The sequence below is a fragment of the Streptomyces sp. NPDC043726 genome, assembly GCF_056436565.1.
In genome coordinates this window covers 1-25,771 of the sequence record NZ_JBWKCI010000014.1, presented here as the reverse complement: position 1 = coordinate 25,771, position 25,771 = coordinate 1, and the positions used below count along the sequence as shown (strand labels likewise).

15 protein-coding genes, 1 tRNA gene and 1 rRNA gene are annotated in these 25,771 nt (G+C 71.1%); 4 read left to right on the top strand and 13 right to left on the bottom strand.

All coding sequences use genetic code 11. The features are described from left to right. The first annotated feature begins 93 nt into the window (after positions 1–93). The 3 genes from AC068Z_RS33720 to AC068Z_RS33710 are packed head-to-tail and all read left to right on the top strand — an operon-like array spanning position 94 to position 6,719. Positions 94–5,061, top strand: coding sequence for an ATP-dependent helicase (locus AC068Z_RS33720; RefSeq protein ID WP_478564417.1), 4,968 nt, complete (start codon positions 94–96; stop codon positions 5,059–5,061). A gap of 36 nt (positions 5,062–5,097) precedes the next feature. Next, positions 5,098–5,922, top strand: a complete 825-nt coding sequence (locus AC068Z_RS33715) for an Fpg/Nei family DNA glycosylase (RefSeq protein ID WP_478564414.1) — start codon at positions 5,098–5,100, stop codon at positions 5,920–5,922. Positions 5,923–5,954: 32 nt separating this feature from the next. After that, on the top strand, positions 5,955–6,719 hold the full coding sequence (locus tag AC068Z_RS33710; RefSeq protein WP_478564411.1) for an SDR family NAD(P)-dependent oxidoreductase: 765 nt from the start codon (positions 5,955–5,957) through the stop codon (positions 6,717–6,719). On the opposite strand, the gene AC068Z_RS33705 is transcribed toward AC068Z_RS33710, so the two are convergent. From AC068Z_RS33705 to AC068Z_RS33660, 10 genes are all read right to left on the bottom strand, one after another. Continuing rightward, complete coding sequence (locus AC068Z_RS33705) at positions 6,667–6,942, bottom strand: hypothetical protein (protein ID WP_478564408.1); 276 nt, start codon at positions 6,940–6,942, stop codon at positions 6,667–6,669. The genes AC068Z_RS33710 and AC068Z_RS33705 overlap by 53 nt on opposite strands. A 253-nt stretch (positions 6,943–7,195) precedes the next feature. Further along, positions 7,196–7,666, bottom strand: coding sequence for a Dps family protein (locus AC068Z_RS33700; RefSeq protein WP_478564405.1), 471 nt, complete (start codon positions 7,664–7,666; stop codon positions 7,196–7,198). Positions 7,667–7,825: 159 nt separating this feature from the next. After that, on the bottom strand, positions 7,826–8,206 hold the full coding sequence (locus AC068Z_RS33695; RefSeq protein WP_015657463.1) for a helix-turn-helix domain-containing protein: 381 nt from the start codon (positions 8,204–8,206) through the stop codon (positions 7,826–7,828). A gap of 109 nt (positions 8,207–8,315) precedes the next feature. Next, positions 8,316–8,861 (bottom strand): CinA family protein, encoded by a 546-nt coding sequence (locus AC068Z_RS33690; protein ID WP_478564402.1) that lies wholly within the window; start codon positions 8,859–8,861, stop codon positions 8,316–8,318. Next, positions 8,858–9,565, bottom strand: a complete 708-nt coding sequence (pgsA, locus tag AC068Z_RS33685; protein WP_478564399.1) for a CDP-diacylglycerol--glycerol-3-phosphate 3-phosphatidyltransferase — start codon at positions 9,563–9,565, stop codon at positions 8,858–8,860. The genes AC068Z_RS33690 and pgsA overlap by 4 nt, the downstream gene beginning before the upstream one ends. Continuing rightward, a complete protein-coding gene (gene rimO, locus AC068Z_RS33680) occupies positions 9,562–11,031 on the bottom strand; it encodes a 30S ribosomal protein S12 methylthiotransferase RimO (RefSeq protein WP_478564396.1) in 1,470 nt (489 codons plus the stop codon). Before rimO ends, pgsA begins: the two co-directional genes overlap by 4 nt. Positions 11,032–11,115: 84 nt before the next feature. Beyond that, entirely contained in the window at positions 11,116–11,952 is an 837-nt protein-coding gene (locus AC068Z_RS33675) for a helix-turn-helix domain-containing protein (protein WP_478564393.1), read from the bottom strand. 244 nt (positions 11,953–12,196) lie between these two features. Continuing rightward, complete coding sequence (locus AC068Z_RS33670; protein ID WP_478564390.1) at positions 12,197–14,914, bottom strand: DNA translocase FtsK; 2,718 nt, start codon at positions 14,912–14,914, stop codon at positions 12,197–12,199. Positions 14,915–15,048: 134 nt separating this feature from the next. Further along, entirely contained in the window at positions 15,049–15,729 is a 681-nt protein-coding gene (locus tag AC068Z_RS33665) for a response regulator (protein WP_478564387.1), read from the bottom strand. A gap of 366 nt (positions 15,730–16,095) precedes the next feature. Continuing rightward, the gene (locus AC068Z_RS33660) at positions 16,096–21,498 is read right to left on the bottom strand and encodes a HAMP domain-containing protein (RefSeq protein ID WP_478564384.1); all 5,403 of its coding nucleotides are present in this window, start codon (positions 21,496–21,498) and stop codon (positions 16,096–16,098) included. A 436-nt stretch (positions 21,499–21,934) separates the two neighbouring features. On the opposite strand from AC068Z_RS33660, the gene AC068Z_RS33655 reads away from it, so the two are divergent. After that, positions 21,935–24,685 carry a SpoIIE family protein phosphatase gene (locus AC068Z_RS33655; protein ID WP_478564381.1) on the top strand — a complete coding sequence of 917 codons (2,751 nt, stop codon included), beginning with the start codon at positions 21,935–21,937 and terminating at the stop codon, positions 24,683–24,685. Between the two features lie 64 nt (positions 24,686–24,749). Here the strand turns inward: AC068Z_RS33655 and AC068Z_RS33650 are convergent. From AC068Z_RS33650 to rrf, 3 genes are all read right to left on the bottom strand, one after another. Further along, positions 24,750–24,825: transfer RNA gene (locus tag AC068Z_RS33650), tRNA-Thr, on the bottom strand. Between the two features lie 74 nt (positions 24,826–24,899). Continuing rightward, on the bottom strand, positions 24,900–25,562 hold the full coding sequence (locus AC068Z_RS33645; protein ID WP_478564875.1) for a DegT/DnrJ/EryC1/StrS family aminotransferase: 663 nt from the start codon (positions 25,560–25,562) through the stop codon (positions 24,900–24,902). A 114-nt stretch (positions 25,563–25,676) separates the two neighbouring features. Continuing rightward, positions 25,677–25,771: ribosomal RNA gene (gene rrf, locus AC068Z_RS33640) — 5S ribosomal RNA — on the bottom strand; the annotation flags it as partial.

Sequence of the window (25,771 nt, the reverse complement as noted above, 5' to 3'; positions counted from 1 at the left end):
GCTCCCATTCTCACCGCACCCGGACCGGCGCCGTGGCCGGGCTCGTCCGCGCAGGTCAGCGTGATTGTCAGTGGCCGGGTGCAGGATGGACGCATGGTCAGCTCAGCACACCGAGCCCTGGACGGCTTCTCCCCCGCGACCCGCGGCTGGTTCACGGGGGCCTTCTCCGCGCCCACCGCGGCCCAGGCGGGCGCGTGGCAGGCCATCGGCGAGGGCTCGGACGTCCTGGTGGTGGCCCCCACCGGCTCCGGCAAGACGCTGGCCGCGTTCCTCGCCGCCCTGGACCAGCTGGCCTCGACGCCTCCGCCCGCCGACCCGAAGAAGCGGTGCCGGGTCCTGTACGTCTCGCCGCTCAAGGCCCTCGCGGTCGACGTCGAGCGCAACCTCCGCAGCCCGCTGACCGGCATCCGCCAGGAGTCCGTGCGCCTCGGCCTGCCCGAGCCGGAGGTCAAGGTCGGCATCCGCTCCGGCGACACTCCCCCCGCCGAGCGCCGCGCCCTGTCCACCCGCCCGCCGGACATCCTGATCACCACGCCCGAGTCGCTGTTCCTGATGCTCACCTCGGCCACCCGCGAGGCGCTGACCGGCATCGAGACGGTGATCCTGGACGAGGTGCACGCGGTCGCCGGCACCAAGCGCGGCGCCCATCTCGCCCTCACCCTGGAGCGGCTGGACGAGCTGCTGCCCCGCCCGGCCCGCCGTATCGGACTGTCCGCCACGGTCCGCCCGGTCGACGAGGTCGCCCGCTATCTGTCCCCGCGCCGCAAGGTGGAGATCGTCCAGCCGGAGTCGGGCAAGGAGTTCGACCTCTCGGTGGTGGTCCCGGTGGAGGACCTGGGCGAGCTGGGCGGCTCCCCGGTGTCCGAGGGCAACGAGGGCGGGGAGCGGCCGTCGATCTGGCCGCATGTCGAGGAGCGCATCACCGACCTCGTCCAGTCCCACCGCTCCACCATCGTCTTCGCCAACTCCCGCCGCCTGGCGGAGCGGCTGTGCAACCGCCTGAACGAGATCGCGTACGAGCGGGCCACCGGCGAACCCCTGGACGAGCACCACGCCCCCGCCGAGCTCATGGGCGGCTCCGGGGCCGCCCAGGGCGCCCCGCCCGTCATCGCCCGAGCGCACCACGGCTCGGTCTCGAAGGAACAGCGCGCCCTCGTCGAGGAGGACCTGAAGGCCGGCCGCCTCCCCGCGGTGGTGGCCACCTCCAGCCTGGAGCTGGGCATCGACATGGGCGCGGTCGACCTGGTCGTCCAGGTGGAGTCCCCGCCCTCGGTGGCCTCCGGGCTGCAGCGCGTGGGCCGCGCGGGACACCAGGTGGGCGCGGTCTCCACCGGCGTGGTCTTCCCGAAGTACCGCGGCGACCTGGTCCAGGCGGCCGTGGTGACCGAGCGGATGCGCACCGGCTCGATCGAGTCGCTGCGGGTCCCGGCCAACCCGCTGGACGTACTGGCCCAGCAGCTCGTCGCCATGACCTCGATGGACACCTGGCAGTTCGACGACCTCCTCACGACGGTCCGCCGGGCCGCCCCCTTCGCCTCGCTCCCGGAGTCCGCTTTCACGGCCGTCCTCGACATGCTCGCCGGGCGCTATCCGTCGGACGCCTTCGCCGAACTGCGCCCGCGCGTGGTGTGGGACCGCGTCGCGGGGACCATCACCGGCCGCCCCGGCGCCCAGCGGCTCGCCGTCACCTCCGGCGGCACCATCCCCGACCGCGGCCTGTTCGGGGTGTTCCTCGCCGGTTCCGACCCCAAGAAGGGCGGCGGCCGGGTCGGCGAGCTCGACGAGGAGATGGTCTACGAGTCCCGCGTGGGCGACGTGTTCACGCTCGGCACCAGCTCCTGGCGCATCGAGGACATCACCCGCGACCGCGTCCTGGTCTCCCCGGCGCCCGGTGTCCCCGGCCGGCTCCCCTTCTGGAAGGGCGACCAACTGGGCCGCCCGCTCGAACTGGGGCGCGCGGTGGGCGCGTTCCTGCGCGAGGTCGGCTCGCTCAGCAAGGAGGACGCCCGGCTGCGCCTCCTCGCCGCGGGGCTGGACGCCTGGGCCGCGGACAACGTCCTGTCGTACCTGGCCGAACAGCGCGAGGCCTGCGGCCACATCCCCGACGACCGCACCATCGTCGTCGAGCGCTTCCGCGACGAGCTGGGCGACTGGCGAGTCGTCGTGCACTCCCCCTTCGGCGCCCAGGTGCACGCCCCCTGGGCCCTCGCCCTCGGCGCGAAGCTCTCCGAGCGGTACGGCATGGACGCGCAGGTGATGCACGCCGACGACGGCATCGTGCTGCGCCTGCCGGACGCCGACCTGATGGGCCTGGACCTGCTCGACCGGGAGCCCACGAAGGCCGGCACCGAGTTCGACGCCGACCAGGCCCCGGTCGGCGCCGCCGACGTCGTCTTCGACAAGGGGGACGTCGACCAGATCGTCACCGACCAGGTGGGCGGCTCGGCCCTGTTCGCCTCCCGCTTCCGGGAGTGCGCCGCGCGTGCCCTGCTGCTGCCGCGCCGCAACCCCGGCAAGCGCACCCCGCTGTGGCAGCAGCGCCAGCGGGCGGCGCAACTGCTCCAGGTGGCGAGCGAGTTCGGTTCCTTCCCGATCGTCCTGGAGGCGGTCCGCGAATGCCTCCAGGACGTCTTCGACGTCCCCGGGCTCACCGAGCTGATGGGCGACCTGGAGTCCCGCAAGGTCCGCCTGGTCGAGGTCACCACCCCCGAGCCCTCCCCCTTCGCCCGCTCCCTGCTGTTCGGTTACGTCGCCCAGTTCCTGTACGAGGGCGACTCCCCCCTCGCCGAGCGCCGCGCCGCCGCACTCTCGCTGGACTCCCGGCTGCTGGCCGAGCTGCTGGGCCAGGCCGAGCTGCGCGAACTGCTCGACGCCGAAGTGCTGGCGGAACTCGAGAGCGAGCTCCAGTGGCTCACCGAGGACCGCCGCGTCAAGGACGCCGAGGGCGTCGCCGACCTGCTGCGGCTGCTCGGCCCGCTGACCGACGCCGAGCTGGCCGAGCGGGGCGCCGAACCGCAGTGGGCCCCGGAGCTGGCGGCCGCCCGCCGCGCCATCCGGGTCCGGGTCGCCGGCGCCGACCACTGGGCGGCGATCGAGGACGCGGGCCGGTTGCGCGACGCCCTCGGCACCGCGCTGCCGGTCGGCGTGCCTGAGGCCTTCACGGAACCGGTGAAGGACCCTCTCGGCGACCTCCTCGCGCGGTACGCCCGCACCCACGGCCCGTTCACCTCGGTCACCGCGGCGGCCCGCTTCGGCCTGGGCGTGGCGGTCACCGACGGCGCCCTCCAGCGGCTCGCGGCGGCGGGGAGGGCCGTCCAGGGCGAGTTCCACCCGGCCGGGATCGGCCAGGAGTGGTGCGACGCGGCGGTGCTGCGCCGCCTCAGGCGCCGCTCCCTCGCGGCCCTGCGGCACGAACTGGAGCCGGTTCCCCCGGCGGCGCTCGCCCAGTTCCTCCCCCAGTGGCAGCACATCGGCAAGGGACACGGACTGCGCGGGCTCGACGGGCTGGTGCGTGCCATCGAGCAGTTGCAGGGGGCGTCGGTCCCGGCCTCGGCCCTGGAGAAGCTCGTCCTGCCGTCCCGCGTCGCCAATTACGCGCCCGGGATGCTCGACGAACTCACCGCGGCCGGAGAGGTGGTGTGGGCGGGCGCCGGTGCCCTGCCCGGCAAGGACGGCTGGGTCTCCCTGTACATGGCGGACGCGGCGCCCCTGCTGCTGGCGGCGCCCCACCCCCTGGAGCTGACCGCGCTCCACGAGTCCGTCCTGGGTGCGCTGTCCGGGGGCTACGGCCTGTTCTTCCGGCAGATCGCCGACCAGGTCCGCGCCACGACCCACCCCGACGCCACCGACCCCCAACTCGCCGACGCCCTCTGGGAACTGGCCTGGTCGGGCCGTCTGACCAACGACACCCTGACCCCGATGCGCTCCCTGCTGGGCTCGGGCCGCACCGCCGGCTCCACGGCCCACCGCGCCAAGCGCACCGTCCCGCGCGGGCGCTACGGCTCGCTCACCGCCGCCGCCCGCCCCGCGTCCCGCTCCGGCCCGCCGACGGTCGCCGGCCGCTGGTCCCTGCTCCCGGCCCAGGAACCCGACCCGACCGTGCGGGCCCACGCCCTGGCCCGCACCCTCCTCGACCGGCACGGCGTGGTGACCCGGGGCGCGGTCTCCGCCGAGGGCGTCGAGGGCGGCTTCTCGGCGACGTACCGCATCCTGTCAGCGTTCGAGGAGAGCGGTCAGGCCCGCCGCGGCTATGTGGTGGAGGGCCTGGGCGCCGCCCAGTTCGCGATGGACGGCGCGGTGGACCGCCTCCGCGCGGTGGCGAACGCCCGCGACCGGGGCGAGACCCTGGCGGCACCGGCCTCCCCGCCCACCGACTTCCCGGCCGACGCGTTCTCGGCCACCGACTTCCCGGCCAGCGACTTCCCGAGGACCGACTTCCCGACCACGGCCTTCGCGGGCCAGCCCTTCCCCGAGGGAACCGACGAGCAGCACGACGGCGACTTCGGCAGCGGTTTCGACGGCGACTTCGGCAGCGCCTTCGACACCGGATCCGACAGGACGGCCCGGCCCCACCCCACCAGGCCCGACGAGTACATCTCCCCCCGCGACTTCCCCGCACCCCCAACAGCACCCGCGCCCCCTCACCGACGCCACAACCGCCCCGCCCCCGACCCCCGAGCCGTGGTCCTCGCGGCCGCCGACCCGGCGAACGCGTACGGCGCCGCCCTCCCCTGGCCTGAGCCCCCCACCGGCGCCGGACACAAGCCGGGCCGCAAGGCCGGCTCGCTCGTGGTGCTGGTGGACGGCGAGCTGACCCTCTACATGGAACGCGGCGGCAAGACCCTGCTCGCCTGGCCCGCCACCTCCGACGACTCCCCCGCCGAGGACCCCCGCCTCCAGTCCGCCGCCGACGCCCTGGCCGCCGCGGCCCGCGCGGGCTCCCTCGGCACGGTCACCGTGGAGCGCGTCAACGGCACCTCGGCCCTGACGTCCCCCATCGGCACCCTCCTGGAAGGAGCGGGTTTCATCGCCACCCCCCGGGGTCTGCGCCTGCGCGCGTGACGCGGGCCGCGGATGTGGCCGTGCCACCCTTGACCCATGCCCGAAGGAGACACGGTCTGGCAGGCCGCCCGCCGCCTGCACACAGCCCTGGCGGGCAAGAGGCTGACCCGCAGCGACTTCCGCGTGCCCAGGTACGCCACGGTCGACCTCGCCGACCGCACCGTCCTGAACGTCACCCCGCGCGGCAAGCACCTCCTCACCCGGGTCGAGGGCGGCCTCACCCTCCACACGCACCTGGGCATGGAGGGCTCCTGGCGGGTGTACGCCGAGCGGCAGCGCTGGACCGGCGGCCCCGCCCACCAGATCCGCGCGATCCTCGCCACCGCCGACCTGGCGGCCGTCGGCTACCGACTCCCGCTCCTCGAGATCCTCCGCAGCAGCCACGAGACGAAGGCCGTGGGCCACCTCGGCCCCGACCTCCTCGGCCCGGACTGGAACCCCGACCAGGCCCTGGCCAACCTGCTCGCGGACCCCGCCCGCTCCCTCGGCGAGGCCCTCCTCGACCAGCGCAACCTCGCCGGCATCGGCAACGTCTACAAAAGCGAACTCTGCTTCCTCCTCGGCGCCACCCCCTGGCTCCCCGTCGGCGCCCTCCCGGCGGAACGCGCGGCCAAACTCCCCGTGCTCGCCCAGAACCTGCTGGAGGCCAACCGCGAACGCCCGGTCCGCAACACGACCGGCCGCCGCGGCCAGGACCTCTTCGTCTACGGCCGCGCACCCCGCCCGTGTCTGCGCTGCGGCACCCCGATCCGCTTGGCCAACCAGGGTGACGGCTCCCGCGAACGCCCCACGTACTGGTGCCCCAACTGCCAGACCGGCCCGGCCCCCACACCGGGACATCGCCGCCGTACCACCAATTGACGACCCGTCAGAAACCCTCGTACCGTCCCTCCATGGCCGTCCCCGCGTACGACCTCACCGGACGCACCGCCTTCGTCACCGGCGCCGCGAGCGGCATCGGCCGGGCCTCGGCCGTCCTGCTCGCGCAGGCCGGCGCCACCGTGCACTGCGCGGACCGCGACCCGCAGGGCCTGCACGAGACGGCGACCCTGATCAAGGACCGGGGCGGCACCGCCCACACCCACCCGCTGGACGTGACGGACCGCGCACATCTCAAGCAGGCGGTGGAGTCCTGTGAGCGTCTGGACGTGCTGGCCGCGGTCGCCGGGATCATGCACAGCAGCCCGGTCCTGGAGACGAGGGACGAGGACCTCGACCGCGTCCTGAACGTCAACTTCAAGGGCGTCCTGTACGCCTGCCAGGAGGCCGCCCGCCTGATGCTCGCCCGGCGCACGAGGGGCAGCATCGTCACCATGGCCTCGGGCGCCGTCGACACCGGCGGCCCCGGACTGCTCTGCTACGGCGCCGCCAAGGCGGCCGTGGTCCAGCTGACGAAGACCCTCGCGACCGAGGTGGGCCGGCACGGCATCCGCGTCAACGCCGTGGCACCGGGCTGGATCCGTACGCCCATGACGGACCGCCACGACGACGACGCACAGGCGCACACCGAGGCGCTCATGACCCGGATGGCGCCCCTCGGCCGGGTCGGCGAACCGGAGGACGTCGCCCACGCCGTGCTCTATCTGGCCTCGGACGCCTCGTCCTTCACAACGGGTCAGATTCTGCGTCCGAACGGGGGTGTGGCGATGCCGTGGTGACCCGGGCCGTCCGCCACGCCTGACCCCACCGCCCCGCGGCCAGGGCACCCGCGGCCCGCGCCTTCGGCACGCAGTGCACGGGAAGCAGGCTGAGCCCCCACCCCCCGGCGGCCACCGCGCCCTCGACCACCCCGGCGTCCGGCGCCACGGCCAGCCGCAGCACGGCCCACCACCACAGCGCCCCGAGCCCGAGCGCAGCCCCCCAGCGCGCTATCCCCACCATGAGCGCCACCTCCAGCCCGAAATGCCGAATACCCGCAGGCGCGAACGCCCGACCGCCGGCGCGACCCCGAGCGACTGCCGAAGCGACCCCGAGCGAAAGCCGAAGCGGCCCGGCGCGAGTACCGAAGCGCACGCCGAAGCGGCCCGACGCACATGCCGAAGCGGCCCGACGCGCATGCCGAGGCAGCCGAAGCTAGATCACCGCCCCGGCCACCACGAGGGCGCACCGACGGCACACGGAAGCACCGCGCCGGTCAGCCGTTCTCGGCCTGGAACATCCAATGGTGCTTCTCCAGATCGCCGGTGATCCCGATCAGGAGGTCCTGGGTGACCGGGTCCGGATCCTCGGTCACCTCGATCCGCTGCCGCATCCGGGTGATGACCGCGCCGAGCGCCGCCACCAGGGTGCCGACGGCGTCCCCGTCCTTGACCCAGCCGTCGGACACCGCCCCGATGCCGCTCTGGGCGGCCACGGTGGCGGCCCGCCCGTCGGGCGAGACCCCGAGCGCCGAGGAGCGCTCGGCCACGGTGTCCGCGTGCGCCCGTGCGAGGGTGACCACTTCGTCGAGCTGGAGATGCACCGTACGGAAGCGGGGCCCGACCACGTTCCAGTGGATCTGCTTCGCCACCAGGGCGAGGTCCACGAGGTCGACGAGCGCGCCCTGCAGCGCCTCGGACACGGTCTTCAGGTCGGCGTCGGACAACGGGCTCTTCACGACGTACATCCACATGCTCCGTTCGGTGGGCCGGCCCCGAGTACCAACGCCCTCCACGATGCACGAAAGCCCCGGCCGCCGCCTCTCCAGATCGTCCGGAGAAACCCCGGCCGGGGCTTCGCACACGTCCTCAGCGCATGATCAACTCGGGAGTCTCACGCGTGAGACTCACGCGGCGACCACGTCCACAGCTTCCGCGGGCGCCTTGATCGTCACCCGTTCCGGTGGCACACCGGTCACCGAAACGGAACCCAGCATCGGTCGGACCGACGTGGGCACGGGCTCACTGGGGGTGGCCGCAGCAGACTGGGCCAGCTCGGCGAGGGCGAGCTCGTCGCTCACTTCCCGCATGAGCTCGGACATCCGTACGTCCAGCGCGTCGCAGATGGCGGAGAGCAGCTCGGAGGAAGCCTCCTTCTGCCCCCGCTCCACCTCGGAGAGATAGCCGAGCGAAACTCGGGCGGACGAGGAGACTTCGCGCAGAGTACGGCCCTGGCGCTGGCGCTGCCGACGCAGCACGTCACCCAGCAGGCGACGGAGCAGAATCATCGGTGGCTCCCTCCTCGGACCGCGTAGCCGCATCCTTCACGCCCCACCGTACCGCCTCGCGCTGCGGCCGTGCGGGGAGCGATGTCGTGTTCACTCAGGGCTGCAAACATCAAAACCCCCCGTTCTGTTCCGTATCCTGTGCCCGCTCATTCTCGGTCTGTTCGCTCGCAAGCTGCTGAAGGAGCAACGCGAGTACGCTCCGTACACTCTCCATACGAATTTCCGCCCGGTCGCCGTTCAACCGCAGCGAGGCCACTTTCCCGCCACCGGCGGATCCGGAATCCGCTCCCGAGGGGCCGTCAACGGCTACGTAAACGGTTCCGACGGGCTGTCCGTCCTGCTCCTCGGGCCCCGCGACCCCGGTCGTCGCGATCCCCCAGTCGGCATCCAGCGCCTTGCGCACGCCGGCCGCCATCTCGGCCGCGACCTGCGGATCCACCGCTCCGCGCCGCTCCAGCAGGGTGGCGTCGACGCCGAGCATCCGGTGCTTGACCTCGGTGGCGTAGGCGGTCACCGAACCCCGGAAGGCCTTGGACGCCCCAGGGGCCGCTGTGATTTCCGCCGCAACAAGGCCACCAGTGAGCGATTCCGCGACCGCGAGGGTCTCGCCCCTCACGGTCAGTAGTCGCACCACCTCAGCGGCCGGGGAATTCACGCTTCCGTCTCCTCCGAAGCGGCCTCGCGCGCGGCGATCCCCTGCCTGCGCAGCACAATGGCCTGTCTTACGTAGTCAAGGCCGGTGACCACGGTCAGGACGACCGCCGCGGCCATCACCCACCACCTCAGAGTGGCCAGCCACCCCGTCAGCGCCAGGATGTACATCCCCACGGCCACGCCCTGGGTGAGCGTCTTGAGCTTGCCGCCCCGGCTCGCCGGGATGACGCCGTACCGGATGACGATGAAACGCAGCAGGGTGACGCCGAGTTCCCGGCCGAGGATCACCGCGGTCACCCACCACGGCAGATCGCCGAGCGCGGACAGACAGATCAGTGCCGCCCCCATGATCGCCTTGTCGGCGATGGGGTCGGCGATCTTCCCGAAGTCGGTGACCAGGTTGTACGTCCGCGCCAGATGACCGTCGAACAGGTCGGTGATCATGGCGATGGCGAAGGCCGCCCAGGCAAGCGAACGCCACGCCGGGTCATAGCCGCCGTCGGCCAGCATCAGCGCGACGAAGGCCGGCACGAGCAGCAGCCGGAGCATGGTCAGCAGATTGGCGATGTTCCAGACGCTGGCCTGGTTGACGGCCGCCGCCGCGATCTTCCCGCCCCGGGCCGGCTTCGCGCCCCCCGCCTCACCGGAGGCGGCGGGCGTCGCCTTGGCGGAGCCGCCCGCGGCGGACGCCGGGACTCCCGTCATCTGGCCGCCTCCTGACCGGGTGCGAGCGAGCCCTCGAGCGGCTCGGCGACGAGATCGACACCCTCGGTGCCGACCACCTTCGCCTCGACGATACGACCGACACTCAGGCCCGCGCCGCTCGTGAGCAGCACCTGGCCGTCCGTCTCGGGCGCCTGGTGCGCGCCACGGCCGTACACGCCCTCCTCGTCCATGGACTCCACGAGCACCCGCACGGTCTCGCCCATGCGCTCCTCGGCCCGCTGCGAGACGAGCTGCTCGGCCAGCCGGGAGACCCGCGCGAGGCGCTCGGCGACGACGTCCACGTCGAGCTTGTGCTCGTAGGTCGCCGCTTCGGTGCCCTCCTCGTCGGAGTAGCCGAAGACGCCGATGGCGTCCAGCCGCGCGTGGTTGAGGAAACGCTCCAGCTCGGCCAGGTCCGCCTCGGACTCGCCGGGAAAGCCCACGATGAAGTTGGAGCGCACGCCCGCCTCGGGAGCCTTGCTCCGGATGGTGTCCAGCAGCTCCAGGAAGCGGTCGGTGTCCCCGAAGCGGCGCATCGCGCGCAGCACGTCGGGGGCGGAGTGCTGGAAGGAGAGGTCGAAGTAGGGCGCGACCTTGGGCGTGCCGGTGAGGACGTCGATCAGCCCGGGGCGCATCTCGGCGGGCTGGAGGTAGCTGACACGCACCCGCTCGATGCCGTCCACCTCGGCCAGCTCGGGCAGCAGCGACTCCAGCAGCCGGATGTCGCCGAGGTCCTTGCCGTAGGAGGTGTTGTTCTCGGAGACCAGCATGATCTCCTTCACGCCCTGCTCGGCCAGCCAGCGCGTCTCGTTCAGCACGTCGCTGGGCCGCCGCGAGATGAAGGAGCCGCGGAAGGACGGGATGGCGCAGAAGGTGCAGCGACGGTCGCAGCCGGAGGCGAGCTTCACCGAGGCGACGGGGGCGCCGTCGAGCCGTCGGCGCAGGGGCGCACGGGGTCCGGAGGCGGGCGCGAGGCCCTCCGGGAGGTCCACCGGGGCATGCCCGGGCAGCGCCACCTCGGCGGCCGACTCCTGCCGCTCGGCCGGGCTGATCGGCAGCAGCTTGCGCCGGTCGCGCGGGGTGTGCGAGGCGTGGATGCCGCCGTTCAGGATGGTCTGGAGGCGGTCGGAGATGTTCGAGTAGTCGTCGAAGCCGAGCACGCCGTCGGCCTCGGGCAGGGCCTCGGCCAGTTCCTTGCCGTACCGCTCGGCCATGCAGCCGACCGCCACCACCGCCTGGGTTCTTCCGTGCCCCTTGAGGTCATTGGCCTCCAGCAGGGCGTCCACGGAGTCCTTCTTGGCGGCGTCGACGAAGCCACAGGTGTTGACGACGGCGACGTCCGCGTCGGAGGCGTCCTCCACGAGGTCCCAGCCGTCCGCCTCCAAGCGGCCTGCGAGCTCCTCCGAGTCCACCTCGTTACGGGCGCAGCCAAGAGTGACGAGTGCGACGGTACGGCGTTCAGGCATGGGCTCAAGACTACTTTGTCTCACTGACACCCAACGTCGACGGGGTTGGCCAAGATCAGCCAACCCCGCACGTAATGCACCGTCTCAGCCGACCTGCGGGTCGCCCTTCGTGTACGTCAGGCGCTCCACGGCCCCGGGCTGCCAGTCGTCGTCGATCTTCTTGCCGTTGACGTAGAGCTGGATCGCGCCGGCGTCGCCGAGGATGAGGTTGATCTTCTCGCTGTCCTGGAAGGTCTTGGAGTCGCCCTGCTGGAGCAGGCCGTCGAAGAGGAGCCGGCCGTTCCGGTCCTTCGCGGAGATCCAGCTCTTGCCGTCCGTGGCGCTGACCTGGACCGTGACCTTGTCCTGGGGCGCCGCGGCGATGGCACTGTCGGACGGGTCCGGCTTCGGGTCCTCGGGCTTCTCGGTCTTGGGCTTGGACGTGGCGGGCTTGCTGGTCGAGGGCGTGGCGCCCTCGGCGACCGAGGCCGCACCGCCGTCGTCCTCACCCTTGAACGCGGTGAAGCCGACGAAGCCGACCACGGCGACGATCGCGGCGACCATCGCCGCGGTCCAGTTCGGCCCGCGCCGCTCCGGGCGGATGCGCTCCGCCTCGAACAGCGGGGCCGCGGGAGTGGGCGCCGGGCGCCCGCCGTGGTCCGCGTCGTACTGGGCGATCAGCGGGGCAGGATCGACGCCGACGGCCTTGGCCAGGGTTCGGATGTGGCCCCGGGCGTACACATCGCCGCCACAGGGGCCGAAGTCGTCCGCCTCGATGGCGTGCACGATGGGCAGGCGGACCCGGGTGGCGTTGCTGACGTCGTCGACGGTCAGCCCGGCAGCGACTCGCGCCTGCTGCAGGGACCGGCCGACGGAGAGGCGGGCTTCGTCGGAAACGTCTTCGAACGGACGCTCGTCTTCAGGGGAGTTGCCGATGGACACGGGGGCGCCTTTCGAGCGTGTAGCCGCCTGTGCTGGAGGTTCAGTCTAGGGGGGGTGCGAAAGGGTGGGGCAACCGGGCGGTGGGACTTTGTACGCCATCGGTATGGCCGGTCACACCGATGGTGGGGCAGGAGCTTTTCGCTTCCCTCAACTTGACGTACGCCGAAGGGAAACGGTTGCTCAATGATCCCTTACGGGTGAGTCACGATCACGCATCGCCGGGCCCGCCCGCGAGGGACTTTCCTCAAGCCTCCCCGCGGATCTGGGCGAGCACTCCGTCCAGTTCGTCAGGTTTCACAAGAACATCACGTGCTTTGGAGCCCTCGCTCGGCCCGACGATGTTCCGCGACTCCATCAGGTCCATCAGCCGGCCCGCCTTGGCGAACCCGACCCGCAGCTTGCGCTGGAGCATCGAGGTGGAGCCGAACTGGGTGGAGACGACCAGCTCGGCCGCCTGGCACAGCAGGTCCAGGTCGTCGCCGATGTCCTCGTCGATCTCCTTCTTCTGCTTGGTGCCCACGGTGACGTCGTCCCGGAAGACCGGCGCCATCTGGTCCTTGCAGTGCTGGACGACCGCCGCGACCTCCTCCTCGGTCACGAAGGCGCCCTGCATTCGGGTGGGCTTGTTCGCGCCCATCGGCAGGAACAGTCCGTCGCCCTTGCCGATCAGCTTCTCGGCGCCGGGCTGGTCGAGGATGACTCGCGAGTCGGCGAGCGAGGAGGTGGCGAAGGCGAGCCGGGAGGGCACGTTCGCCTTGATCAGACCGGTGACGACGTCGACCGACGGCCGCTGGGTGGCCAGCACCAGATGGATGCCGGCCGCGCGCGCGAGCTGCGTGATGCGCACGATCGCGTCCTCGACGTCGCGCGGCGCCACCATCATCAGGTCGGCGAGCTCGTCGACGATCACCAGCAGATACGGGTACGGCTGGAGCTCGCGCTCGCTGCCCTCCGGCGGCTTGACCTTGCCGTCCCTTATCGCCTGGTTGAAGTCGTCGATGTGCCGGTAGCCGTACGCCGCGAGGTCGTCGTAGCGCAGATCCATCTCCCGTACGACCCACTGGAGCGCCTCGGCGGCCCGCTTGGGGTTGGTGATGATCGGCGTGATCAGGTGCGGAATGCCCTCGTAGGCGGTCAGCTCGACCCGCTTGGGGTCGACGAGCACCATCCGGACGTCCTCGGGCGTGGCGCGGACCATGATCGAGGTGATCAGGCAGTTGATGCACGACGACTTACCGGAACCGGTGGCTCCGGCGACCAGGACGTGCGGCATCTTCGCGAGGTTGGCCATGACATAGCCGCCCTCGACGTCCTTGCCGAGCGCCACCAGCATCGGATGGTCGTCCTCGGCCGCGGCGGCGAGGCGCAGCACGTCACCGAGGTTGACCATCTCGCGGTCGGTGTTCGGGATCTCGATGCCCACGGCCGACTTGCCGGGGATCGGCGAGATGATCCGCACGTCCGGGCTGGCCACGGCGTACGCGATGTTCTTGGTCAGCGCCGTGATCCGCTCGACCTTCACGGCGGGGCCGAGTTCCACCTCGTAGCGCGTCACCGTCGGCCCGCGCGTGAAGCCCGTGACGGCCGCGTCGACCTTGAACTCCATGAAGACATTGGTGAGCGAGGCGACGACGGCGTCATTGGCCGCGCTGCGCGACTTGCCGGGGCCCCCGCGCGTGAGGAGGTCCAGCGAGGGCAGCGCGTAGGTGATGTCCCCGGAGAGCTGGAGCTGCTCGGCGCGCGGCGGCAGGTCGGCGGGGGCCTCGGGGGCGGGCTTGGTGAGGTCGGCGACCTCGGCCTTCAGCTTCTCCTGCCGGGGCGGCCGAGCGGCCGGTACGGGCGTCGGCGTGGGCGTCGGCGTGGTCTCCTCGCGGTCCCCGGCGCTCACGCCCTGGGTGAGGTCGGCGACGATCGGCGAGGGCGGCATGCCGTGCAACACGGCCCCGTCGAGCGCGGCCGCGGCCGCCGCGGCCACGTCCACGGCGTCCATGGGACGGCTCATGTCGGGCTGGGGCACCGCGGAGCGCCGGGGCCGCCCCCGACGCCGCGAGAGGGCCTCCTGCTCGGCGCCGTCGGGGTCGTAGGACTCGGGCTCGGGCCGCCGCCGACGGCCCCGCGCGGGCAGCGCCTCACGCCACTGCTCGTCGTAGCGCTCGTCGTCGCCGAAGTCGGAGAACTCGTCCACCGAGGGGTCGTGCAGCACCCCGAGCCGCACCCCGAGCAGCCGCAGCCGCTGCGGGATGGCGTTGACCGGGGTGGCCGTGACGACCAGCAACCCGAAGATCGTGAGCAGCACCAGCAGCGGTACGGCGAGCACCTCGCCCATCGCGTACGTCAGAGGCGTCGCCGCACTCCAGCCGATGAGGCCGCCGGCGTCCCTTATCGCCTGCATGCCGTCGCTGCGGGCGGGCGAGCCGCAGGCGATGTGCACCTGGCCGAGGACGCCGATGACGAGCGCGGAGAGGCCGATCACGATACGGCCGTTGGCCTCGGGCTTCTCCGGGTGCCGGATGAACCGGGCCGCGATCACCCCGAGCAGGATCGGCACGAGCAGATCGAGCCGCCCGAAGGCGCCGGTGACGATGATCTCGACGAGTTCGCCGACGGGACCGCGCAGATTGGACCAGGTGCCCGCGGCGACGATCAGACCGATCCCGAGGAGCAGCAGCGCGATGCCGTCCTTGCGGTGGGCCGGGTCCAGGTTCTTCGCGCCCTGCCCTATCCCCCGGAACACGGCGCCGACCGCGTGCGCGAGCCCGAGCCAGACGGCGCGCACCAGCCGGTAGACGCCTCCGGTGGGGCTCGGGGCCGGCTTGGGCGCGGGCTTCCTCGCCGCGGCCTTCTTGGCGGGCGCCTTCTTCACAGGAGCCTTTTTGGCAGCGGCCTTCTTCACCGGACCCTTCGCGGGAGCGGCCGCCTTCTTCGCGGGCTGCTTCTTGGCTGCGGAGGGACGTGAGGCCATGGAGGTGAGATTACCGGTGGAGACGACAGGGGACACGTGTGCCCACTGCTTCACCCGTTCGTGTCGCCGTTACGACGGCGCTGAACTGACGCGCGTTCACAAAAAGGTCATCTCCAACGCGCCTCACGCGGGCGTCAGTTCGGCGAGGACACCGAGGACGTGTTGCCGGCGCCCGGTTCCAACGCGTCCAGCGCGCGCCGCAGTCCGGTGAGTTTGCGCTCCAGATGAGCCGCCGTGGCGACCGCCGCCGCGTCCGCCGACTCGTCGTCGAGCTGCTTGGACAGCGCCTCGGCCTGCTCCTCGACCGCCGCGAGCCGCGCGGACAGTTCGGCCAGCAGTCCCGCCGGTTCCTTCGTCTCGGCGCCGGCGCTCCGGCCGCCGCCCTCCAACTGCAGCCGCAGCAGCGCCGCCTGCTCCCTGAGCTGGCAGTTCTTCATGTACAGCTCGACGAAGACCGAGACCTTCGCTCGCAGCACCCACGGGTCGAAGGGCTTGGAGATGTAGTCCACCGCCCCCGCGGCGTACCCGCGGAAGGTGTGGTGCGGACCGTGGTTGATCGCGGTGAGGAAGATGATCGGGATGTCCCGGGTCCGCTCCCGCCGCTTGATGTGCGCGGCGGTTTCGAAACCGTCCATGCCCGGCATCTGGACGTCCAGCAGAATGACCGCGAAGTCGTCCGTGAGCAGCGCTTTGAGCGCTTCCTCCCCGGACGATGCCCGCACCAGGGTCTGATCGAGCGCAGAGAGGATCGCCTCCAGCGCGAGCAGATTCTCCGGCCGGTCATCGACCAGGAGGATCTTGGCCTTCTGCACCATGGCCCGCCCTCCTCGCCCCGGCATGGGGCCTCCCCTGTCCGCAGGACTTGGGGAAGCGCCGACGGGCGCCGCCCCGGGGGACGACTCCCTTGCGCCGCCCGTCCTCGTGCCGGTCATGGTAGCCGCACCCCGCCTGTCGCCACACCCTGTCACCGCGATGTCACTGTGCACGTAGCAGAAACGTAGCGGGAGACCAGAAGGTTCCCCGCATCCCGTACTTCTACACGGCGTCGCACACACTGAGTCAGCAACTCCGCGTGAACACCGTAGGTTCCCACCGGGCCCCGTACGGGCCTGGTCACCGGGCCCGTACGAACCTCGTACGAAGCCCGCACACCGGGGCCGGGCGGCGCCCGGCCGGTCCCGTCACTCCTCCCGCATCCACTGATCCATCACCGACAGCAGGTGATCGGGGTCGACCGGCTTGGTCACATAGTCGGAGGCACCCGACTCGATCGCCTTCTCCCGGTCGCCCTTCATCGCCTTGGCGGTCAGCGCGATGATCGGCAGCCCGGCGAACTGCGGCATCCGGCGGATCGCCGTGGTCGTCGCGTACCCGTCCATCTCGGGCATCATGATGTCCATCAGCACCACCGCCACGTCGTCGTGCTGCTCCAGCACCTCGATGCCCTCACGGCCGTTCTCGGCGTACAGCACCGACAGGCCGTGCTGCTCCAGGACGCTGGTGAGCGCGAAGACATTGCGGATGTCGTCGTCGACGATCAGCACCTTCTCGCCGCCGAACCGGATGCCCCTGCGCCCCTGCGGCGCCGGCTCCCGCTCCACCGTCGGCCACTGCTCCACCTGCGCGGGCCGCTGCTCCAGCTCGGCACCGGTCCTGCGGCGGCGCCGGAAGAGCGCGGCGGCGCCGTTCTGGGTCTCCCGGTACGACTTCACCTCGGCCGGCGTCTCGATCTCCACGTCCGACAGCTCGGACAGCTCCGCCGCCGACGCCACCAGGTCCCCGGCCTCCAGCGCGGGCATGGGCTGCTGGTGGTAGCCCTGCGGCGGCAGCTCGCTCGGGTGCAGCGGCAGATACAGCGTGAAGGTCGAGCCGCGTCCCGGTTCGCTCTGCGCGTGGATCTCGCCGCCCAGCAGCTGCGCGATCTCCCGGGAGATCGACAACCCCAGTCCCGTACCGCCGTACTTGCGGCTGGTCGTGCCGTCGGCCTGCTTGAACGCCTCGAAGATCACCCGCATCTTGCTGGCGGCGATGCCGATGCCGGTGTCGGTCACCGAGAACGCGATCAGATCGGCGTCCGCGTCCCGCAGCGAACCGGTCTCCAGCAGCTGCTCCCGGATCGCCACCGGAACGTCCGCCCCGGCCGGCCGGATCACCAGCTCCACCGAGCCGGAGTCGGTGAACTTCACCGCGTTGGACAGCAGGTTGCGCAGCACCTGGAGCAGGCGCTGCTCGTCGGTGTGCAGCGTGGCGGGCAGCTCCGGCGAGACCCGCACCGACAGGTCCAGGCCCTTCTCCGCGGTCAGCGGCCGGAAGGTGGCCTCCACGTAGTCCACGAGCTGCACGAGCGCGATACGGGTCGGGGAGACGTCCATCTTGCCCGCCTCGACCTTGGAGAGGTCGAGGATGTCGTTGATCAGCTGGAGCAGGTCGGAACCGGCGCCGTGGATGGTCTCGGCGAACTCGACCTGCTTCGGGGAGAGGTTGCCCTCGGCGTTGTCGGCGAGCAGCTTGGCCAGGATCAGCAGCGAGTTGAGCGGGGTGCGCAGCTCGTGCGACATGTTGGCCAGGAACTCGCTCTTGTAGCGCATCGACACGGCGAGCTGCTCGGCGCGCTCCTCCAGGACCTGCCGCGCCTCCTCGATCTCGGTGTTCTTCACCTCGATGTCGCGGTTCTGCTGGGCCAGCAGCTCGGCCTTCTCCTCCAGTTCGGCGTTGGACGCCTGAAGGGCCTTCTGCCGGTTCTCCAACTCGGCCGACCGCTCCTGGAGTTGCTCGGTCAGCTCCTGCGACTGCTTGAGCAGCACCTCGGTCTTGGTGTTGACGGAGATGGTGTTGACGCTGGTAGCGATCATCTCCGCGATCTGGTTGAGGAAGTCCTTCTGGATCTGCGTGAACGGCGTGAAGGAGGCCAGCTCGATCACGCCGAGCACCTTGCCCTCGAACAGCACCGGCAACACGATCACCTGCGCGGGCGGAGCCTCGCCGAGGCCGGAGGAGATCTTCAGATAGCCGCTGGGCGCGTTCTCCACCAGGATCGTGCGCTTCTCCTGGGCGGCCGTGCCGACGAGCGCCTCCCCCGGCCGGAACGACGTCGGCATGGAGCCCATCGAGTAGCCGTAACTGCCCAGCATCCGCAGCTCGTACTGGTCCTCGCCGCCATGGCTCGCGTCGGGCATCGCCAGGAAGAACGCGCCGTGCTGCGCGGAGACCACCGGGGTCAGCTCGCTCATGATCAGCGAGGCCACGTCCTGGAGGTCCCGGCGGCCCTGCATCAGCGCGGAGATCCGGGCGAGGTTGCCCTTGAGCCAGTCCTGCTCCTTGTTGGCGATCGTGGTGTCGCGCAGGTTGGCGATCATCTTGTTGATGTAGTCCTGGAGTTCCGAGATCTCGCCGGACGCGTCGACGTCGATCTTCAGGTTCAGGTCACCGCGGGTCACCGCGGTCGCCACGCGCGCGATGGCACGCACCTGCCGGGTGAGGTTCCCGGCCATCTCGTTCACGGACTCGGTCAGGTCCCGCCAGGTCCCGTCGACGTCACGCACGCGTGCCTGGCCGCCGAGCTGTCCCTCGGTGCCCACCTCGCGGGCGACCCGGGTGACCTCCTCCGCGAAGGAGGAGAGCTGGTCGACCATCGTGTTGATGGTCGTCTTGAGCTCGAGGATCTCGCCCCGCGCGTCGATGTCGATCTTCTTGGTAAGGTCGCCCTTGGCGATGGCGGTGGTGACCATGGCGATGTTCCGCACCTGACCGGTCAGGTTGGACGCCATCTGGTTCACCGACTCGGTGAGGTCCTTCCACGTACCGGCCACGCCCGGCACCCGCGCCTGGCCGCCCAGGATGCCGTCCGTACCCACCTCACGGGCCACCTTGGTGACCTGGTCGGCGAACGAACTCAGCGTCTTCACCATGGTGTTGAAGGTGTCCGCGAGCTGCGCGACCTCGCCGCGCGCCTCGATGGTCACCGTCCGGGTCAGGTCGCCGTTGGCGACGGCCGCCGCGACCTGGGAGATGTTCCGCACCTGCACGGTCAGGTTCTTGGCCATCAGGTTGACGTTGTCGCTGAGGTCCTTCCAGATGCCGGTGACGCCCGGCACGTGCGCCTGGCCGCCCAGGATGCCCTCGGTGCCCACCTCACGGGCCACCCGGGTCACCTGCTCGGCGAAGGACGACAGCTGGTCGACCATGGTGTTGACGGTGGTGACGAGCTCGAGGATCTCGCCCTTGGCGTCGACGGTGATCTTCTTGGACAGGTCGCCCTTGGCCACCGCGGTCGTGACCTCGGCGATGTTGCGCACCTGGATGGTCAGGTTGTTGGCCATGAAGTTCACCGACTGGGTGAGGTCCTTCCAGGTGCCGGAGACTCCCTGCACCTCGGCCTGACCGCCCAGCTGGCCCTCCGTGCCCACCTCGCGGGCGACCCGGGTGACCTCCTCCGCGAAGGAGGAGAGCTGGTCGACCATCGTGTTCAGGGTGTTCTTCAGCTCCAGGATCTCCCCGCGCGCGTCCACGGTGATCTTCTGGGACAGGTCACCCCGGGCCACCGCGGTGGCGACCTGCGCGATGTTGCGCACCTGGGCGGTGAGGTTGCCCGCCATGCCGTTCACGGAGTCGGTCAGATCGCGCCACACACCGGCCACACCGGGCACCTGTGCCTGCCCGCCGAGGCGCCCCTCGGTGCCCACCTCACGGGCCACCCGGGTCACCTGCTCGGCGAACCCGGAGAGCTGGTCGACCATCGTGTTGATGGTGTTCTTCAGCTCCAGGATCTCGCCGCGCGCGTCGACGTCGATCTTCTGGGACAGGTCACCCCGGGCCACCGCCGTCGTCACCTGGGCGATCTGCCGCACCTGCGAGGTCAGGTTGCCGGCCATGAAGTTGACGGAGTCGGTGAGCTCCTTCCACGTCCCCGACACCCCCGGGACGACCGCCTGACCGCCGAGGCGGCCCTCCGTGCCCACGTCCCGGGCCATCCGGGTCACCTGGTCGGCGAAGGCCGAGAGCTGGTCGACCATCGTGTTCACGGTGTTCTTCAGCTGGAGCATCTCGCCGGAGACGTCCACCGTGACCTTCTGGGAGAGGTCGCCGTTGGCCACCGCCGTCGTCACCTGGGCGATGTTGCGCACCTGTCCGGTGAGGTTGCGGAACGCGGTGTTGACGGAGTCCGTCAGGTCCTTCCAGGTCCCCGCGGCCCCGGGCACCTGCGCCTGCCCGCCCAGCTCGCCCTCGACACCGACCTCCCGGGCCACGCGGGTGACCTCGGAACCGAAGGACGACAGCTGGTCGACCATGCCGTTGACGGTGTTCTTCAGCTCCAGCATCTCGCCGGCCACGTCGACGGTGACCTTCTGCGAGAGGTCGCCGTTGGCCACGGCCGTCGTCACCGCGGCGATGTCGCGCACCTGGATCGTCAGGTTCCGGAAGACCGTGTTGACGGAGTCCGTCAGGTCCTTCCACGTGCCCGCGGCACCCGGCACATTGGCCTGGCCGCCGAGCCGGCCCTCGGCACCGACCTCGTTGGCCACGCGCGTGACCTCGTCCGCGAAGATCCGCAGCGTCTCGGTCATCTGGTTGATGGTGTCCGCGAGCTGCGCGACCTCGCCGCGCGCCGACACGGTCACCTTCTGCGACAGATCACCGTTGGCGACCGCGGTGGTGACCTGCGAGATCCCGCGCACCTGGGCCGTGAGGTTGCCGGCCATCAGGTTCACCGAATCGGTGAGGTCCTTCCACACACCCGCCACACCGGGCACCTGCGCCTGACCGCCCAGCTCGCCCTCGGTGCCCACCTCGCGCGCGACGCGGGTCACCTCGGACGAGAACGACGACAGCTGGTCCACCATCGTGTTGACGGTGTTCTTCAGCTCCAGCATCTCGCCGGCCACATGGACCGTGACCTTCCGCGACAGATCACCCTTGGCGACCGCCGTGGTCACCAGCGCGATGTCCCGCACCTGCGCGGTCAGCCGGTACGCCATCGTGTTGACGGAGTCGGTCAGGTCCTTCCACGAACCCGACATGCCACGCACGCGTGCCTGCCCGCCCAGCTTGCCCTCGGTACCCACCTCGCTGGCCACGCGGGTGACCTCGTCGGTGAACGTGGACAGCTGGTCGACCAGATTGTTGACGGTACGGCCGACCTTGAGGAACTCCCCGCGCAGCGGATGCCCGGTCCCGTCCGGCGCCTGCGTCCGCAGCTCCATGCGCGGCGACAGATCACCCTCGGCCACCGCCGAGAGCACCCGGCCGACCTCGGAGACGGGCCGTACGAGGTCGTCGACCAGGGCGTTGGAGTTGTCGACGGCGGTCGCCCAGGAGCCCTCGCAGGCGCCTGTTTCCAGCCGTTCCGTGAGCTTGCCCTCGCGGCCCACCATGCGCCGTACCCGCGACAGCTCGCCGGTGAGATGCAGATTGCGGTCGGCCACCTCGTTGAAAACGGCCGCGATCTCGGACATCACGCCGTCGCCGGAGACCGTGAGCCGCTTGCGGAAGTTCCCGTCCCGCATGGAGACGAGGGCCGCCAGCAGCCGGTTCAGCGCGGCCGTGTCCACCGCGGTGGTCCCGCCACGCGGTTTGCGCTGGTTCATCAGGGACTGTCCGCCTTTCGCGCGCGTCTTCGTGCCCCGCGTCGCTTCGCCAGACTCCACTGTGTCCCTCCCGCAGGGGTCGACCGTCACTGCCGTGCTCCCGGCACTTTCGAACGGCGTACCGATTACTACTGAGTATTTCCGCCGGATCCATCAGGCCGCATCACGTGCTGCTGCCCGCCTTGAGCGGCGCGCACTCGGCCCGTCCACACCTTCACAAGAAGCTTGCCCAGTGTTTCACCCCGGCTGAACCCGGCCATAACAGTTCGGCAGCTTCACACACCGTCCGCACACCCTCCGGGCGGAAACACTGCAGACCGGCATCCGCGTGGACGGCGAAGGTAAGTAACCTTGCATGCGGCTGTCCAGCCGCACCGGTCCGTCCGGCTAGGGCGGTGGCACGGATACGAGCGGGCATCGGAGGGGCGGCCGCAACATGACCACCGGACTGATCCCGGGGGAGCAGCCCTCGGACCCCCGGCCGACGGGCGGCCTGCCGCATCAGCGGCAGGAGCCGGTCGGCCAGGGAGCCCTGCACGTCGACAACCGGTCGAGGAGTTCTGTGATCACCGCGCGCGCGGCCGCCAGCTTCGAGCCCGTCGGGCGATCGGTCGCGAGCGCCCGCTCCTTCGTCCGCGACACCCTCCAGGGCTGGGGCTTCGCCGACATCGTCGACGACGCCGTGGTCCTCACCAGCGAGCTGGTGACCAACGCCGTCGTCCACGCGGGCACCTCCGCCGACGTCCTGTGCCTGCGCTCCGAGGAAGGCGTACGGATCGAGGTCGCCGACCGCTACCCGGAGCGCGAGATCCCGCTCCAGGGCACGGCCGTCAACATGGGCAGCCCCGACCGCGAGGGCGGCCGCGGCCTGCAGCTCTGCGCGGCCCTGGCCGGCCGCTGGGGCGTGGACTACACGCCCACGCACAAGCAGGTCTGGTTCCAACTCGACCTCCCCGAGCGCCCGGTGGGCACCCGCGCCGCCGGCCCGCCACTCCCCGCCGACCTCCTCCCGCTCGCCGACAGCCGCGTCCGCGTCGCCGTGGTCCAGATCGACCGCACCGGCTCCATCTCGGCGTGGAACGAAGACGCCGAGGAACTCTTCGGCTACCCCGCCGAGCAGGTCACCGGCAAACCGCTCACCGACCTCGCCGCCTGGCCGCACACCCCGGGCACCAGCACCGGCATCGCGGAGGCCCTCCAACTCTCCCGCTGGGAGGGCAGCTACGGCATCCGCGGCGCCAGCGGCCGGGTGACCCCGGTGTACGCCTCACACCTCCGCGTCCGCGACACCGACGGCGACCCGTCCACGGTCTGCCTGCTGGTGCGGGACCACGAACGCGCGGTCCTGCAGACGCCGATGCGCCTGCCTGCCTCCGACGCCGGCGGCTCCGGCGAGGGCCAGAGCGCCGACCCCTTCGAGGTGTTCATCGGCTCCCCGGCCCCGGACGACCTGGACGGCCTCCTCCAGCGCACGGTGGAACGCGCCCGCGACATGCTCGACGGCGACTCCGCCTTCCTGCTCCTCGCGACCGACGACGAGACCGAGTTGGAGGTCCGCGCCTCCACAGGCCTGCCCTCCGCCCGCCAGCGCTTCGCACGCGTGCCCGTCGAGGCCGGCCCCGGCCGCTACGGCTCCGCCCGCATGCCCGCGGTCCACGAGGACCTGACTATGGTCCCCGGCGCCGTACCGCTGCTGAGCGGCACGGGCATGCGCTCGGTCGTCACGGTCCCGCTGAAGGTCGAGGGCCGCCTCACCGGCTCGCTCGGCGTGGCCGCCGAGGCCCCGAGCAGATACTCCAACGAAGAGGCCCTGCGCCTGCAGTTCGCCGCCGACCGCATCGCGCTGGCCGTGGAGTCGGCCCGCCTCGGCGAACTGGAGCGGCTGCGCCGCGGCTCGCTGAGCTTCCTGGTCGAGGCCTCCGACCTGCTCGCCGGCACCCTGGACCGCGATCAGACCCTGGCCCTGATGGCCCAGATGACGGTCCCCACCCTCGCCACCTGGTGCGCGGTCTACACGATCGCGGACCAGGCCTCCGAGCCCTACCTGTCGTACGTCCTGCACGAGGACGAGGAACTCATCGACGGCATCAAGTCGTTGCTCTCGAAGATCGCGCCGCCCGACCCGGTCCCGACGCCCGGCGCCCGCATCTGGTCGGCCCCCGCCGAAGCGGCCCACGAGGCGGCGCTGCGCACCTCCATGCGCAGCCTGGGCCTCGGCGAGCCGCTCCCCCGCGTCAGCTCCGGCATCGGCCCGACCCTGGCCACCGCGTCGGCGGTGGGCGGCGAGACGGTCGTACTGCCCCTGGTGGCCCGCAACCGCGTCATCGGCATGCTGACCCTCGGCAAGCCCACGGACGAGCACTTCCGCCAGGAGATCCTGGAGTTGGCGGAGGACCTCTCCCGAAGGGCCGCTCTCGCCCTCGACAACGCCCGCCTCTACTCCGAGCGCACGGCCATCAGCCAGTCCCTCCAGCGCAGCCTCCTGCCGCCCGAACTCCCCGAGATCGAAGGCGTCGAGGTCGAGGTCATCTACCGCGCGGCCGGCGAGGGCAACGAAGTCGGCGGCGACTTCTACGACCTGTTCCCGATCAGCGACGGCGCCTACGGCTTCGCCATCGGCGACGTCTGCGGTACGGGCCCGAACGCGGCGGCGGTCACGGGCCTCGCCCGGCACGCCCTGCGCCTGCTCGCCCGCGAGGGCCTCAGCGGCCCGGCGGTCCTGGAGCGCCTCAACTCCGCGATCCTCGACGAGGGCGCCCGCAGCCGCTTCCTGACCCTCCTCTACGGCGAGCTGCGCCCGCAGGAGGACGGCAGCGCGGAGTTGAAGGTGGTCTGCGCGGGCCACCCCCTCCCGCTCCGCCTGCGCCAGGACGGCACCGTCGAACCGGCCGCAGAACCCCAGCCGCTGCTCGGCGTGATGGAGGATCTGGAGCTCTACGAGGAGACGGTGACGCTCGACCCCGGCGACGTCCTGCTGTGCGTCACGGACGGCGTCACCGAGCGCCGCGAAGGCACCCGCATGCTCGGCGACGACGGCCTCACCGACGTCCTGACGACCTGTACGGGCCTCACGGCCGGCGCGGTCGCCGCCCGCATCATGCGCGCCGTGGAGCGCTTCGCCTCGGACGCCCCGTCCGACGACATGGCGATCCTCGCGATGCGCGTCCCCGGCCTCCACAAGGACTGAACGAGCACAAAGACTGAACGCATGCGAAAGGCCCCCGCCCGGAAGGGCGAGGGCCTTTGTGCTGTGGAGCCCCCAAACGGAATCGAACCGTTGACCTTCTCCTTACCATGGAGACGCTCTACCGACTGAGCTATAGGGGCCTGTTCCCTGCGCGGTTTCCCGCGCGGCAACGAGGTAGATCATACCCTGAATTCGCGCGTGGTTCGAACCACCGCTAACCGGCCGGCTGGAGCAGCCCACCCAGGGCGTTGCACGCAGAGACGATCCTCTGCATGTCCCGCTTGGTCAGCCCGGCGTCCACCGGCAGCGTGAGCGTCTCGTCGGCGGCCCGCTCGGTCTCCGGCAGGGACACACACCGACGGAACTCCGGCAGCCGGTGCACCGGCGTCTTCACCGGCACCCTGCAGTCGACACCACGAGCCCGCACAGCGCGGGCGAAGGCGTCCCGGTCGGGCCGCCCATTGCCGGGCACGCGCACGACGTACTGCTGGTAGGTGTGCCCGTCACCCCCGTCGGGCGTCTGCACACCCTTCAACTTCGCGTCGAGGAAACCGGCCCGCTGCCGCCGCTGAGCGATCTCGTCGTACGGCGCCACGGACTCTCCCTGCTCCAGCACCAGCAGCCCGTGCCGCTGTCCGACGCCATGCAGCCGCGCGACATCGGCGGACCGACCGAAGCGGTGTACGACGACGACAGCCGCCGTCCGTGCGGTGACGACCGACTCGACGCGGGACGCGTCCAGGCAGTACGTCACCGGATCTATGTCGGCGAACACCGGAAGCGCCCCGGCCAGGACCACGGCCTCGGCTACCTCGGCGTTCCCGAAGGCCGGTACGACGACCTCGTCACCGACTCCGACGCCGGCGGCCCTGAGCATTGCAGCAGTACCCATGCTGCGGATGTTGGTTCCGCAACGTGAACTTCAAGTGACGCACAGCAAAAAAGGGTTGGACCCCGAACCGAAGTTCAGGATCCAACCCTTTCAATAATCGTTCGGCGGCGTCCTACTCTCCCACAGGGTCCCCCCTGCAGTACCATCGGCGCTGTAAGGCTTAGCTTCCGGGTTCGGAATGTAACCGGGCGTTT